At 59.7% G+C, this 15,276-nt stretch carries 11 protein-coding genes; 9 read left to right on the forward strand and 2 right to left on the reverse strand.

All coding sequences use genetic code 11. The features are described from left to right. Positions 1-141: 141 nt before the first annotated feature. The 6 genes from lepA to pdxJ all read left to right on the forward strand — a co-directional run bounded on the left by lepA (position 142) and on the right by pdxJ (position 6,223). Complete coding sequence (lepA, locus tag ACWKV5_RS04600; RefSeq protein ID WP_483840373.1) at positions 142-1,941, forward strand: translation elongation factor 4; 1,800 nt, start codon at positions 142-144, stop codon at positions 1,939-1,941. 5 nt (positions 1,942-1,946) lie between these two features. Next, positions 1,947-2,801, forward strand: coding sequence for a signal peptidase I (gene lepB, locus ACWKV5_RS04605; RefSeq protein ID WP_483840374.1), 855 nt, complete (start codon positions 1,947-1,949; stop codon positions 2,799-2,801). Positions 2,802-2,985: 184 nt separating this feature from the next. Next, a complete protein-coding gene (rnc, locus tag ACWKV5_RS04610; RefSeq protein WP_027924885.1) occupies positions 2,986-3,675 on the forward strand; it encodes a ribonuclease III in 690 nt (229 codons plus the stop codon). Then, positions 3,668-4,570, forward strand: a complete 903-nt coding sequence (era, locus tag ACWKV5_RS04615) for a GTPase Era (protein ID WP_027924886.1) — start codon at positions 3,668-3,670, stop codon at positions 4,568-4,570. Before rnc ends, era begins: the two co-directional genes overlap by 8 nt. A gap of 172 nt (positions 4,571-4,742) precedes the next feature. After that, the gene (gene recO / locus ACWKV5_RS04620; protein WP_123433619.1) at positions 4,743-5,432 is read left to right on the forward strand and encodes a DNA repair protein RecO; all 690 of its coding nucleotides are present in this window, start codon (positions 4,743-4,745) and stop codon (positions 5,430-5,432) included. Positions 5,433-5,479: 47 nt separating this feature from the next. Further along, the gene (gene pdxJ / locus ACWKV5_RS04625) at positions 5,480-6,223 is read left to right on the forward strand and encodes a pyridoxine 5'-phosphate synthase (RefSeq protein ID WP_123433620.1); all 744 of its coding nucleotides are present in this window, start codon (positions 5,480-5,482) and stop codon (positions 6,221-6,223) included. 68 nt (positions 6,224-6,291) lie between these two features. Here pdxJ and mltF read toward each other — a convergent pair whose 3' ends face one another. Next, positions 6,292-7,752 carry a membrane-bound lytic murein transglycosylase MltF gene (gene mltF, locus ACWKV5_RS04630; protein WP_483840375.1) on the reverse strand — a complete coding sequence of 487 codons (1,461 nt, stop codon included), beginning with the start codon at positions 7,750-7,752 and terminating at the stop codon, positions 6,292-6,294. Between the two features lie 273 nt (positions 7,753-8,025). On the opposite strand from mltF, the gene purL reads away from it, so the two are divergent. From purL to ACWKV5_RS04645, 3 genes are all read left to right on the forward strand, one after another. After that, a complete protein-coding gene (gene purL / locus ACWKV5_RS04635) occupies positions 8,026-11,922 on the forward strand; it encodes a phosphoribosylformylglycinamidine synthase (protein WP_483840376.1) in 3,897 nt (1,298 codons plus the stop codon). A gap of 5 nt (positions 11,923-11,927) precedes the next feature. Next, a complete protein-coding gene (locus ACWKV5_RS04640; RefSeq protein WP_059181570.1) occupies positions 11,928-12,239 on the forward strand; it encodes a YqfO family protein in 312 nt (103 codons plus the stop codon). Positions 12,240-12,952: 713 nt separating this feature from the next. Continuing rightward, entirely contained in the window at positions 12,953-13,423 is a 471-nt protein-coding gene (locus ACWKV5_RS04645; RefSeq protein WP_483840377.1) for a hypothetical protein, read from the forward strand. 115 nt (positions 13,424-13,538) lie between these two features. Here the strand turns inward: ACWKV5_RS04645 and nagE are convergent, their stop codons facing one another. Then, positions 13,539-15,254, reverse strand: coding sequence for an N-acetylglucosamine-specific PTS transporter subunit IIBC (gene nagE / locus ACWKV5_RS04650; protein ID WP_483840378.1), 1,716 nt, complete (start codon positions 15,252-15,254; stop codon positions 13,539-13,541). Between the last annotated feature and the right edge of the window lie 22 nt (positions 15,255-15,276).

The following is a 15,276-nucleotide window of genomic DNA, read 5'->3' on the forward strand; positions in this document are numbered from 1 at the left end:
CTGAAACGCCCCTGTCGCAAGACCGGGGCGTTTTTGTACGTGCCGTCTGACCTGCGAACGTGACGCTTGCGCCGTGGATCAGGTACAATTCCCGGCTATTTTTCGGCGGGCTATGCCTGCAGCCTTTTTGAGTGTTGATCCGTGAGTGATTTGAGTCATATCCGCAATTTCTCCATCATCGCCCACATTGACCATGGCAAGTCGACGCTGGCTGATCGATTCATCCAGATGTGCGGCGGCCTTGCCGAGCGCGAAATGGAAGCCCAGGTGCTGGACTCCATGGACCTGGAGCGTGAACGCGGGATCACCATCAAGGCCCATAGCGTCACCCTTTATTACACCGCTCGCGATGGCATCAAGTACCAGTTGAACTTCATTGACACCCCAGGCCACGTTGACTTCACCTATGAAGTCAGCCGGTCGCTGGCGGCCTGTGAAGGTGCGTTGCTGGTGGTCGATGCCGGCCAGGGCGTTGAAGCGCAGTCGGTTGCCAACTGCTACACGGCGATCGAACAGGGCCTGGAAGTCATGCCGGTCCTGAACAAGATCGACCTGCCGCAGGCCGATCCGGACCGCGTCAAAGAAGAAATCGAAAAAATCATCGGCATCGATGCCACCGATGCGGTCGAGTGCTCGGCCAAGACCGGTCTGGGCGTCGACGAAGTGCTCGAGCGCCTGGTCGCCACTATTCCTCCGCCGACCGGCAACTACGAAGATCCGCTGCAAGCGTTGATCATCGATTCGTGGTTCGATAACTACCTGGGCGTTGTTTCCCTGGTACGCGTGCGTCAGGGTCGTGTGAAGAAGGGCGACAAGATCCTGGTCAAATCCACCGGCAAGATCCACCTGGTGGACAGCGTTGGTGTCTTCAACCCGAAACACACCCCTACCGCTGACCTGAAGGCCGGTGAAGTGGGCTTCATCATTGCCAGCATCAAGGACATTCACGGTGCGCCAGTGGGTGACACCCTGACCTTGAACTCGACGCCAGACGTCGACGTGCTGCCAGGTTTCAAACGCATTCAGCCGCAGGTTTACGCCGGCCTGTTCCCGGTCAGTTCCGACGACTTTGAAGATTTCCGTGAAGCCCTGCAAAAGCTCACGCTCAACGACTCGTCCCTGCAGTACACCCCGGAAAGCTCCGACGCCCTGGGCTTCGGCTTCCGTTGCGGGTTCCTCGGCATGCTGCACATGGAAATCATCCAGGAGCGCCTTGAGCGCGAGTATGACCTGGACCTGATCACCACGGCGCCGACGGTAATTTTCGAGCTGTTGCTGAAAACCGGCGAAACGATTTACGTCGATAACCCGTCGAAGCTTCCGGACCTGTCCTCGATCGAAGACATGCGTGAGCCGATCGTGCGGGCCAATATTCTTGTGCCGCAAGAGCACCTGGGCAACGTCATTACCCTGTGCATCGAAAAGCGTGGCGTGCAACACGACATGTTGTTCCTCGGCTCCCAGGTCCAGGTGACCTACGATTTGCCGATGAACGAAGTGGTCCTGGACTTCTTCGATCGTCTGAAATCGACCAGCCGTGGTTATGCTTCGCTGGATTACCATTTCGATCGTTATCAATCGGCTAGTCTGGTGAAACTGGATGTGCTGATCAACGGTGACAAGGTCGACGCCCTGGCGCTGATCGTGCACAAGGATAACGCGCACTACAAAGGTCGCCAGTTGACCGAGAAGATGAAAGAACTGATTCCGCGCCAGATGTTCGACGTCGCGATCCAGGCCGCCATTGGCGGGCAGATCATTGCGCGAACCTCCGTCAAGGCACTCAGAAAGAACGTATTGGCCAAATGCTACGGCGGTGACGTTAGCCGTAAGAAGAAACTGCTTGAAAAGCAAAAGGCCGGTAAAAAACGCATGAAGCAAGTCGGCAACGTGGAAATTCCACAAGAAGCCTTCCTTGCAGTGCTCAGGTTGGATAGTTAGGTCCTATGTCACTAAATTTCCCGCTGTTGCTGGTCATCGCCGTGTTCGTCTGCGGCCTGTTGGCGTTGCTCGATCTGGTTTTCCTGGCGCCGCGTCGGCGTGCTGCCATTGCCTCCTATCAGGGCCGCGTCAGCCAGCCTGACGGGGTGGTGGTCGAGAAGCTGAACAAAGAGCCGCTGCTGGTCGAATACGGCAAGTCGTTCTTCCCGGTGTTGTTCATCGTGCTGGTCCTGCGTTCGTTCCTGGTGGAACCGTTCCAGATTCCGTCCGGTTCGATGAAACCGACCCTGGACGTCGGCGACTTCATTCTGGTGAACAAATTTTCTTACGGGATCCGCCTGCCGGTGATCGACAAGAAAGTCATCGAAGTCGGTGATCCGCAGCGCGGCGATGTGATGGTGTTCCGTTACCCGAGCGATCCGAACGTCAACTACATCAAGCGTGTAGTGGGCCTGCCGGGCGACACGATTCGCTACACTGCCGACAAGCGCCTGTTCGTCAACGGTGAGTCGATTGCCGAGCAACTGGTCGGCTCCGAGCCGGGCACGCTGGGCAGCGCTGAGCTCTACAAGGAAAAACTCGGCGTTGCCGAGCACCTGATCCGCAAGGAAATGAGCCGTTATCGCGCCACGCCGGACCATTCGTGGACCGTGCCCGCCGGGCACTATTTCATGATGGGCGACAACCGCGACAACTCCAACGACAGTCGCTACTGGGATGATCCAAGCATTCCCAAGGATCTGCTGGGCATGGTTCCCGACAAGAATATCGTCGGCAAGGCCTTCGCAGTCTGGATGAGCTGGCCGGAACCCAAACTCAGTCACCTGCCGAATTTCTCGCGGGTTGGCCTGATCAAGTAATCACACACGGCGCTGTTGAACACAGCGCCGAATGCTTTTCTGGAGTCGGCACAATCGGCCCCGGCAGCATGAAGCCAATGATATTCAGGACGTTATTTTTGAACACAGCGTTAATTGTCCCAGGCCTGCGCCGTATCACGGCGATGGCGGTGGAATCCAACCACGAACTCAGCGTGGGTAAACCGTGAGCGTCTCCTTAAGTCGTCTAGAGCGTCAGCTCGGCTACACCTTCAAGGACCAGGAACTGATGGTTCTGGCCCTGACTCACCGCAGCTTTGCCGGGCGTAACAACGAACGCCTGGAATTCCTCGGTGATGCCATCCTTAACTTCGTCGCTGGCGAGGCGCTGTTCGATCGCTTCCCGCTGGCCCGCGAAGGCCAGTTGTCGCGTTTGCGCGCACGCTTGGTGAAAGGTGAGACGCTGGCCGTACTGGCTCGCGGTTTCGATCTGGGCGACTACCTGCGCCTGGGTTCCGGTGAACTGAAAAGCGGCGGCTTCCGTCGCGAGTCGATTCTGGCCGACGCCCTGGAAGCGCTGATTGGTGCGATCTACCTCGACGCCGGCATGGACATGGCGCGCGAGCGTGTATTGGCCTGGCTGGCCGGTGAGTTCGAAGGCCTGACGCTGGTCGACACTAACAAAGATCCAAAAACCCGCCTGCAGGAATTCCTGCAATCGCGTGGTTGTGAGCTGCCACGTTACGAAGTGGTGGATATCCAGGGTGAGCCGCATTGCCGGACGTTCTTCGTCGAATGTGAAATCACCTTACTGAATGAAAAAAGCCGAGGTCAGGGTGTGAGTCGTCGTATTGCCGAACAGGTAGCGGCCGCCGCAGCACTGATTGCCCTGGGTGTGGAGAATGGCAATGACTGATACAAACGCAACTCGCTGTGGCTATGTTGCCATCGTCGGCCGTCCCAACGTGGGCAAGTCCACGCTGCTGAACCACATCCTGGGTCAGAAGCTGGCGATCACCTCGCGCAAGCCGCAAACTACCCGCCACAACATGCTGGGCATCAAGACCGAAGGCGCCGTGCAGGCGATCTACGTCGACACCCCGGGCATGCACAAGGGCGGCGAAAAGGCCCTGAACCGCTACATGAACAAGACTGCTTCGGCGGCGTTGAAAGACGTCGACGTGGTGATCTTCGTGGTTGACCGCACCAAGTGGACCGACGAAGACCAGATGGTTCTCGAGCGCGTCCAGTACGTGACCGGCCCGCTGATCGTGGCACTGAACAAGACTGACCGCATCGAAGACAAAGCCGAGCTGATGCCGCACCTGAGCTGGTTGCAGGAGCAGCTGCCGAACGCACAGATCATGCCGATCTCGGCCCAGCACGGGCACAACCTCGAAGCGCTGGAGCGTGTGATCGCCGGTTACCTGCCGGAAAACGATCACTTCTTCCCGGAAGACCAGATCACTGACCGCAGCAGCCGCTTCCTCGCCGCCGAACTGGTGCGCGAGAAAATCATGCGCCAGATGGGCGCCGAGCTGCCGTACCAGATCACCGTGGAAATCGAAGAGTTCAAGCAGCAGGGCAAAACCCTGCACATTCATGCCTTGATCCTCGTTGAGCGTGATGGCCAGAAGAAAATCATCATTGGCGACAAGGGCGAACGCATCAAGCGCATCGGCACCGAGGCGCGCAAGGACATGGAGCTGCTGTTCGACTCCAAGATCATGCTCAACCTCTGGGTGAAAGTGAAAGGCGGCTGGTCCGATGACGAGCGCGCGTTGCGTTCGCTGGGTTACGGCGACCTGTAAACCCGGTTCCAGATACATTGAAGATCCCCTGTGGGAGCGAGCCTGCTCGCGAAGAGGATGTAACATTCAGCATTGATGTTGACTGTCACACCGCTTTCGCGAGCAGGCTCGCTCCCACATTGTTTTGGGTTGTTTGCAAGACTGCGCGCTGCCATTGAGTACCCTGACTTCCATGTCCCAAACCCCACCCATCGGCCAACCCGCCTACGTCCTCCACTCCCGCGCCTACCGCGAAAACAGTGCGCTGGTGGATTTCCTCACGCCGCAAGGTCGGCTGCGGGCGGTGTTGCGCAGTGCGCGGGGCAAGGCGGGGACGTTGGCGCGGCCGTTCGTGCCGCTGGAAGTCGAGTTTCGCGGACGTGGCGAGCTGAAGAACGTCGGGCGCATGGAAAGTGCCGGCGTCTCCACCTGGCTCAGCGGTGAGGCGTTGTTCAGCGGCCTCTACCTCAATGAACTGTTGATCCGTCTATTGCCTTCCGAAGACCCTCATCCCGGGGTATTCGATCACTACGCTGCTACCCTGCTCGCGCTGGCCGAGGGTCGTCCGCTGGAGCCGTTGTTGCGCTCGTTCGAATGGCGCTTGCTCGACGACCTCGGCTACGGCTTTGCACTGACCACGGACATCCACGGCGAGCCCATCGCCCCGGACGGTCTCTACCGTTTGCAGGTGGATGCGGGGCTGGAGCAGGTCTATCTGCTGCAACCCGGTTTGTTCAATGGCACCGAACTGTTGGCCATGGCCGATGCCGACTGGACCGCGCCCGGTGCGCTGTCCGCCGCCAAGCGTCTGATGCGCCAGGCATTGGCGGTACATCTGGGCGGTCGTCCTTTAGTCAGCCGCGAGCTGTTTCGCAAGCCGTAGTCTCCCCGTATGCTGTGCGCCGAATCTTTAAATTCAGGAGCGCTTCCGTGACCACCAGCAATCGCATTCTTCTTGGCGTGAACATCGACCACGTTGCCACCCTGCGTCAGGCCCGGGGCACTCGCTATCCGGATCCGGTCAAGGCTGCACTGGACGCGGAAGAGGCGGGCGCTGACGGCATCACCGTGCATTTGCGCGAAGACCGCCGGCATATCCAGGAGCGCGACGTTCTTGTGCTGAAGGACGTGCTGCAAACCCGCATGAACTTCGAGATGGGCGTCACCGAAGAAATGATGCTGTTCGCCGAGCACATTCGCCCGGCGCACATCTGCCTGGTCCCGGAAACCCGCCAGGAACTGACTACTGAAGGTGGGCTGGACGTAGCGGGGCAGGAAGCACGGATCAAAGCCGCGGTGGATCGCTTATCGAAAATTGGCTGCGAAGTGTCGCTGTTCATCGACGCTGATGAGCGCCAGATTGAAGCCTCCCGTCGCGTTGGCGCGCCCGCGATTGAACTGCACACCGGGCGTTACGCCGATGCAGAAACACCGACTGACGTGGCTGAAGAACTCAAGCGCGTGGCCGATGGTGTGGCGTTTGGCCTGGCTCAGGGGTTGATCGTCAACGCCGGGCACGGTCTGCACTACCACAACGTAGAAGCCGTGGCGGCGATCAAAGGCATCAATGAGCTGAACATCGGTCACGCACTGGTGGCGCATGCGTTGTTTGTTGGCTTCAAGTCAGCGGTGTCGGAAATGAAAGCGCTGATCCTGGCCGCCGCAAAAGCCTAAAACCCATACGCAAAACAAAATGTGGGAGCGAGCAGGCCCACTCCCACATTTGATTTGTGTTGTCAGGGTTAGAGCGGCGCAGGCTCTTGGGCCGGCTTGGTCTTGTCGATCCCCGGCACATGCAGATTGCCTTCGGCCACCTGGTCACCTTCAAGCTGCGGCTGCGTGACCCACGTCAGGATGTCGTAGTAACGACGGATGTTCGCCACGAAGTGCACCGGCTCGCCGCCTCGGGCGTAGCCATAGCGCGTCTTGCTGTACCACTTTTTCTCGGACAGGCGCGGCAGGATTTTCTTCACGTCCAGCCACTTGTCCGGGTTCAGCCCTTCCTTCGCCGCCAGTTTGCGCGCGTCATCCAGGTGACCGCTGCCAACGTTGTAAGCCGCCAGGGCAAACCAGGTGCGGTCCGGCTCCTGGATCGACTCATCCAGTTGATCCTTCATATAGGCCAGGTACTTGGCGCCGCCCATGATGCTCTGCTTGGGGTCAAGTCGGTTGGACACGCCCATGGCTTGCGCGGTGTTCTGGGTCAGCATCATCAGGCCGCGCACTCCGGTCTTGGACGTGACCGCCGGTTGCCACAATGACTCCTGATAACCGATGGCGGCCAGCAGGCGCCAGTCGACCTGTTCCTTCTTGGCATACGCCTTGAAGTGCTGTTCGTACTTGGGCAGCCGCTGCTGCAAATGCTGGGCGAACGTGGTGGCGCCCATGTAGCCGAGGACGTCGACATGCCCGTAGTAGCGATCCTTGAGGCGCTGCAGGGTGCCGTTTTTTTGCACCTTGTCGAGGTAGGCGTTGATTTCGTTGAGCAGGCTGTTGTCTTCGCCGGCGGCCACGGCCCAACTCTGGTTGCTGGCGTCGCCGAGGTCAAAGGCGACCCGGATGTTGGTGAAGTACACCTGGTTCATCGCGACTTCGTTGGAGTCGACCAGCGTCAGGTCGATCTGGCCTTCATCGACCATGCGCAGCAGGTCGACGACTTCAACCGCGTCGGATTCTTCGTATTCAATGCCGGGGTATTTCTTTTTCAGCTCCGCGAGCTGTTCGGCGTGGGTGCTGCCCTTGAGCACCATGATCTTCTTGCCGACCAGGTCGCCCGCGTCGGTCGGCCGTGACTGGCCGTTGCGGTAGATGATCTGTGGGGTGACTTCCAGGTAGGAATGGGAAAACCGCACCTGCTTTTTGCGTGCCTCGCTGCTGACCAGGCCGGCAGCCGCCAGCACCGGGCCGTTAGGCTTGCCCACCTGATTGAACAGGTCGTCGAGGTTGTCCGCGGTCTCGATCTTGAGCTCCACCCCCAGATCATCGGCGAAGCGCTTCACCAGCTCGTATTCGAAGCCGGTTTCACCGTTGCGATCCTGAAAGTAGGTGGCGGGGCTGTTTCGGGTAACCACCCGCAGCACGCCATCCTCCTTTACGCGCTCCAGCGTGTTGGGTTTATCAACACAGCCACTGAGCACCAGGAAGAGTCCGGTTGCGATCAGCCATTTGGCGTACCGCGGACGCAAAGCCGTTGGGGAAAACATCTGCGCAGTATACGCAAAGGACCACGACCGCCATATCTCGACAGAGAAGGGCTTGTCTGCTAGGCAATTGAAAACCGCTCCGGAGCCCGCAGGAATGGGCCCGAACAGGATTTTGTGACAGAAAAAATAACCCTTTTTGAGCGCCATTCTCAGGCCCGGATCCCCGGCCCGACACGCAGGTGTTGCCGCCTGTACCGTTTCGGGTGATGTCGCGGGCGGTTTAGGCTAGAATGCACGGCCTCAAAGCACACCCCTCCCGAGGCTGTCCCGAAGATGTTGATCCTGCGCGGCGCTCCTGCCCTTTCTGCCTTTCGCCACAGCAAACTTCTTGAGCAACTGAGCCAGAAGGTCCCGGCTGTCAGCGGCCTGTATGCTGAATTCGCTCACTTCGCCGAAGTTACCGGCGTCCTGACCGGCGACGAACAGCAGGTGCTCGCGCGCCTTCTGAAGTACGGCCCTAGTGTTCCGGTACAAGAGCCGACCGGTCGTCTGTTCCTGGTGTTGCCGCGTTTCGGCACCATCTCGCCGTGGTCCAGTAAAGCCAGCGACATCGCTCGCAACTGCGGCCTGAGCAAGATCCAGCGCCTGGAACGCGGCATCGCGTTCTATGTAGCCGGTCAGTTCAGCGATGCCGAAGCACAGCTGATCTGCGACACCTTGCACGACCGCATGACGCAAATCGTTCTGGCCAACCTCGAGCAGGCCGCCGGCCTGTTCAGCCACGCCGAACCGAAGCCGCTGACCGCGATCGACGTGCTGGGTGGCGGCCGCGGCGCGCTGGAAAAAGCCAACACCGAGCTGGGCCTGGCCTTGGCCGAAGACGAAATCGACTACCTGGTCAACGCCTTCGTCGGCTTGAAGCGCAACCCGCACGACATCGAACTGATGATGTTCGCCCAGGCGAACTCCGAGCACTGCCGCCACAAGATCTTCAACGCCAGTTGGGATATCGACGGCCAGAGCCAGGAAAAAAGCCTGTTCGGCATGATCAAGAACACCTACGTGATGCACAGCGAAGGCGTTCTGTCGGCTTATAAGGACAACGCCTCGGTCATCGTCGGCAACGTCGCCGGCCGTTTCTTCCCGGACCCTGAAACCCGTCAGTACGGCGCGGTGCAGGAACCGGTGCATATCCTGATGAAAGTCGAAACCCACAACCACCCGACTGCGATTGCCCCGTTCCCGGGCGCATCCACCGGCAGTGGCGGTGAGATTCGTGACGAAGGCGCGACCGGCCGTGGCGCCAAGCCGAAGGCTGGCCTGACCGGTTTCACCGTGTCCAACCTGCAAATCCCGGGCTTCGAACAGCCGTGGGAAGTGCCGTACGGCAAGCCTGAGCGCATCGTCACCGCGCTGGACATCATGATCGAAGGCCCACTGGGTGGCGCCGCGTTCAACAACGAATTCGGTCGTCCGGCCCTGACCGGTTACTTCCGTACCTTCGAACAGTCGATCACCACCCCGCGTGGCGACGAAGTTCGTGGTTACCACAAGCCGATCATGCTGGCCGGCGGCATGGGTAACATCCGTGCCGAACACGTACAGAAAGGCGAGATCACCGTTGGCTCCAAGCTGATCGTGCTCGGCGGCCCGGCGATGTTGATCGGCCTGGGCGGCGGCGCGGCTTCCTCCATGGCCACCGGTACCAGCTCGGCTGACCTGGACTTCGCTTCCGTACAACGCGAAAACCCTGAGATGGAACGTCGCTGCCAGGAAGTCATCGACCGTTGCTGGCAGTTGGGTGACAAAAACCCGATCAGCTTCATCCACGACGTCGGCGCGGGCGGTCTGTCCAACGCCTTCCCGGAACTGGTCAACGACGGCAACCGCGGTGGCCGCTTCGAATTGCGCAACATTCCAAACGACGAGCCGGGCATGGCCCCGCACGAAATCTGGAGTAACGAATCCCAGGAACGCTACGTTCTGGCGGTCGGCCCGGCCGACTTCGAACGCTTCCAGGCGATCTGCGAGCGCGAGCGCTGCCCGTTCGCCGTAGTCGGCGAAGCCACTGCCGAGCCGCAACTGACCGTCACCGACAGTCACTTCGGCAACAGCCCGGTGGACATGCCACTCGAAGTGTTGCTGGGCAAAGCCCCGCGCATGCACCGTTCGGCCGTTCGTGAAAACGAACTGGGCGACGACTTCGATCCGTCGACGCTGGAGATTGCAGACTGCGTAGAACGCGTGCTGCATCACCCGGCTGTGGCGAGCAAAAGCTTCCTGATCACCATCGGCGACCGTACCATCACCGGCCTCGTGGCCCGTGACCAAATGGTCGGCCCGTGGCAGGTTCCGGTGGCCGACGTTGCCGTCACCGCCACCAGTTTCGACGTCTACACCGGTGAAGCCATGGCCATGGGCGAGCGTACTCCGCTGGCACTGCTGGACGCTCCGGCGTCGGGCCGCATGGCCATCGGCGAAACCCTGACCAACATCGCGGCTTCGCGCATCAACAAGATCTCCGACATCAAACTGTCGGCGAACTGGATGTCCGCTGCCGGTCACCCGGGTGAAGACGCGCGTCTGTACGACACCGTGAAAGCGGTCGGTATGGAACTGTGCCCTGAGCTGGGTATCACCATTCCGGTGGGCAAGGACTCCATGTCCATGGCCACGCGCTGGAGCGACGATGGCGTCGACAAGACAGTCACTTCGCCGATGTCCCTGATCGTGACCGGTTTCGCGCCAGTGGCTGACATCCGTCAGACCCTGACCCCGGAACTGCGCATGAACAAAGGCACCACCGACCTGATCCTGATTGATCTGGGCCGTGGCCAGAACCGCATGGGCGCCTCGATCCTGGCCCAGGTGCACGGCAAGCTCGGCTCGCAAGCGCCGGACGTTGACGATTCCGAAGACCTCAAGGCCTTCTTCGCGGTGATCCAGGGCCTGAATGCCGACGGTCACTTGCTGGCGTACCACGACCGTTCCGACGGTGGTCTGCTGACCAGCGTGGTGGAAATGGCCTTCGCCGGTCACTGCGGTCTGAGCCTGAACCTCGACGGCCTGGCGGAAACCTCCGCTGACATCGCCGCGATCCTGTTCAACGAAGAACTGGGTGCGGTGATCCAGGTTCGTCAGGACGCCACCCCGGACATCCTCGCGCAGTTCAGCGCAGCCGGTCTGGGTGACTGCGTGTCGGTGATCGGTCAGCCGATGAACAACGGCCAGATCAACATCACCTTCAACGGCGAAACCGTGTTCGAAGGTCAGCGTCGTCTGCTGCAGCGTCAGTGGGCTGAAACCAGCTACCAGATCCAGCGTCTGCGTGATAACGCCGACTGCGCCGAACAAGAGTTCGACGTGCTGCTGGAAGAAGACAACCCGGGCCTGAGCGTCAAGCTGAGCTACGACGTCAACCAGGACGTCGCCGCGCCTTACATCAAGAAAGGCATTCGCCCACAGGTTGCCGTACTGCGTGAGCAGGGCGTCAACGGTCAGGTGGAAATGGCGGCCGCGTTCGACCGCGCCGGTTTCAACGCGATCGACGTGCACATGAGCGACATTCTGGCCGGCCGTGTCGACCTGAACGACTTCAAGGGCATGGTCGCTTGCGGCGGTTTCTCCTACGGCGACGTGCTCGGTGCCGGCGAAGGCTGGGCCAAGTCCGCGCTGTTCAACAGCCGCGCTCGCGATGCGTTCCAGGGCTTCTTCGAACGTAACGACAGCTTCACCCTCGGCGTGTGCAACGGTTGCCAGATGATGTCCAACCTGCACGAGCTGATCCCGGGCAGCGAGTTCTGGCCGCACTTCGTACGCAACCGCTCCGAGCAGTTCGAAGCGCGCGTGGCGATGGTTCAGGTCCAGGAGTCGAACTCGATCTTCCTGCAGGGCATGGCCGGTTCGCGCATGCCAATCGCCATCGCTCACGGTGAAGGTCATGCCGAGTTCGCCAGCGAAGAAGCGTTGCTGGAAGCCGATCTGTCGGGTTGCGTGGCGATGCGTTTCGTCGACAACCATGGCAAGGTCACCGAAAAATACCCGGCCAATCCGAACGGCTCGCCACGCGGGATCACCGGTTTGACCAGCCGCGACGGTCGCGTAACGATCATGATGCCGCACCCGGAGCGCGTGTTCCGCGCCGTGCAGAACTCGTGGCGTTCGGAAGACTGGAACGAAGACGCACCTTGGATGCGTATGTTCCGTAACGCTCGCGTGTGGGTGAACTAAGCGTCGTGTACAAGCTGAGTTTTTTTGTTCCGGCCAGTCATGTGGAACAGGTCAAGAGTGCCGTTTTTGCCGCCGGTGGCGGACGGATCGGCGCTTACGACCATTGCGCGTGGCAAGTGCTCGGCCTTGGCCAGTTTCGCCCGTTGGATGGCAGTCAGCCGTTTATTGGTGAGGCGGGGCAGGTTGAGCAGGTTGAGGAATGGAAGGTTGAGCTGGTGGTCAGCGATGAGTTGATTCGCGCGGTGGTGGTGGCTTTGAAAGAGAGCCATCCCTACGAGACGCCGGCTTATGAAGTGTGGCGGTTGGAAGACTTCTGATCTTCCTGACTGCTGAAATGAGAAACCCGCTGAATTTGCGTTCAGCGGGTTTTTTGTTGCCTGCGATGACGGCCTTCGGGCCGACCATGCTGTTGTTGACTGAGTACATATCCATTTCTGCGGTAACGGCCACTTAGGGTTTCGCCCTTACGGCGACTCACTTTTTTTCAAACGCCAAAAAAAAGTAAGCAAAAAAAGGCTCGCCCCGAGCGTCCGGCCCCTCGCTAAAGCTCGGCGTTCCTTCGCTCCGGTATCCATCCGGGGACACTGCCCTCCGGTCTGCTTCGCTACGACCTACATGCAGCGTGTTCGACTGCGTCGAACGGCGCTGCGCGCCACTCCCCGGATGAACACCTCCACTCAGCCTCCCGAGGGGGCGGGTGAATCAAGATCAAGAGCTGCCGGCGAGCTAACGCTCGGCCTGTTGAGTGGTGAAAAGCAAGGGCTGTACGGCGATCTACTGTAGGAGCTGGCTTGCCAGCGAAGGCGGCCTGAAAGCCGACCAATCTCTTGCAGGTGTAAAAATTCCCTGTGGGAGCTGCGGTGCGGCGCTGTAACGGCTACATCGCTCGAGGAAATATCCGACAATTTTTTCAGGTTGTCCGTCGGAAGTGCCACGTCCAACCTTTGTCCATCACAAACACTTCAATCCACTTGAGGTTCAAAGATGGAATCGCCGGACGCAATTACTCAATATTACCTGGAGACTACAGATGGCGACGCCCCATAGCGGCCACGTCCTCTCATCCGCCTTGGACACCTTGGTCAAAAAACCTTTGAATCAAGCAGATGACGCTGCGCTGGTCAGCGCTGCCAAAGCTGTTTGGTACTCCAATTTGAATCTTGAGAGTGAAGTAACTGCTTTTCTGAACTGCCACACTGATGAGGTAGAAGTTCGGCGTGCAGGCTATTTACTCGAACGGTTTACTCGTTTTTCGTGCGTGTCCGATAGCCGCGTGTCCGAAACCCTCAATGCTCTTGAGCTTTTTGCGTACTCGACTGCCAGGCAAGGGGACGCGCCCTATGCAGTCGTACCCCTTCGTAGGCGCCGTGATGTACTTGCCGTTTCCTGGGGGCTGAATGAAGGCCTCGGCCTGAAGGCTCAAGCTCTTATGCCATTCCAGACTCGGCATTACGAGGCGGAGCAGCGTGGGGGTCGCATCCCGATCCGCTGGGGTAGTTGAAATGAAAAAGCCCGCAGGACCGGTCATGACCTGCGGGCGTTGAGTCCAAGGTGTTATTTAGTGCCTCATCGCGAACAAGCTCGCTCGCGATGACGGACTGACAGGCGCCAGAGATTCAGACCTTGGCACTCACCTCACTTCGATTCACCAACACCTCCAGCGCATCACTCAAGCTCGATGCCTTGTCACCAATCAGCAGGTGCCAAACGCCACCTTCCAGCTGACTGACACCCTGACACCCCAGCACCTTCAAATCACACTCCGACAGCGATTTGCCATCCGCCAGTTGCAGCCGAATCCGTGTCATGGCGATGCAGTCCATCTGCAGCACATTCTCGCCGCCCCCCAACGCATCCAGCCATTGCTGCGCTTCCGGAGCGGCCACCGCCGCAGGTGCCGGCGCATCGATAACAGCAGGAGGAGAGGACACAATCGCACGCCCCAACGCCGGCATCGCCAAGCGAATTTCATCAGCAATGCTGTCCGCCATCGGCCCAACCACCACCTGCAAACTCCCGCCTTTACCTGGACGCACTACCGCCATCGCCCCCAGCGCTTTCAACTCGGCATCGTTGGCTTTGTTGCGATCCACCATGTCCAACCGCAACCGCGTGGTGCAGGCCCCAACGGTGATCAAGTTGTGCGCACCGCCCAAGGCCTTGATATATGCCCCGGCCCGTTCGTTTTCAGCGACCACGACTTTCTCGCCGGCAGGCATCTCTTCGCGTCCTGGCGTCTTGAGGTTGAAACGGCGGATACAGAAATCAAACACCACGTAGTAGATCACCGCATACGCCAGCCCCACCGGAATCACCAACCAGCCATTGGTGGATCGGCCCCAGCCGAGAATCATGTCGATGAAACCACCGGAGAAGGTGAACCCAAGGTGAATGTTCAGCGCATTGGTGATTGCCATCGACAACCCCGTCAACAGCGCATGCAGCAAATACAGAAACGGCGCGAGGAACATGAAGGCGAATTCGATCGGCTCGGTCACGCCGGTCAAAAACGACGTCAGGGCCATCGACAGGAAGATCCCGCCCATAACCTTACGCCGCTCCGGCAGGGCGTTGCGGTACATCGCCAGGCAGGCGGCGGGGAGACCGAAGATCATCATCGGGAACATGCCGGTCATGAACTGGCCGCCCTTCGGGTCGCCGGCGAAGTAGCGTGACAGGTCGCCGGTGACCATGGTGCCCGTAGTCGGGTCGGTGAAGTTGCCGAAGACGAACCACGCCATGTTATTGAGGATGTGATGCAGGCCGGTGACGATCAGCAAACGGTTGAACACGCCGAAGACGAAAGCGCCGAAGCTGCCGCTTTCCATCATCAAGGCGCCGAAGCTGTTAATGCCTTGCTGGATCGGTGGCCAGATCAACCCGAAGATCACGCCCAGGCCGACGGCGGCAAACCCGGTGACGATGGGCACAAAGCGCCGGCCACCGAAGAACGCCAGGTACTCCGGCAACTTGATGTCCTTGAAGCGGTTGTACAGCGCGCCGGCCATCAAGCCGCTGACGATCCCGGCGAGCATGCCCATGTTGATGCTCGCATCCAGCACCTTGAGGGTGGAGATCATCACCAGGTAACCAATCACCCCGGCCAGGCCTGCGGTGCCGTTGTTGTCCTTGGCGAAACCGACCGCGATGCCGATGGCGAAGATCATTGCCAGGTTGGCGAAGATCACTTGGCCGGCGTCGTGAATGATCGCGATGTTCAGCAGGTCAGTGTCGCCGAGGCGCAGCAGCAATCCGGCAATCGGCAGGATTGCGATCGGCAGCATCAATGCGCGCCCGAGGCGCTGCAGGCCTTCGATGAAGTGTTGGTACATGGCGAATCTCCCTGTGCTCTTA

Source organism: Pseudomonas oplopanacis (assembly GCF_057128725.1).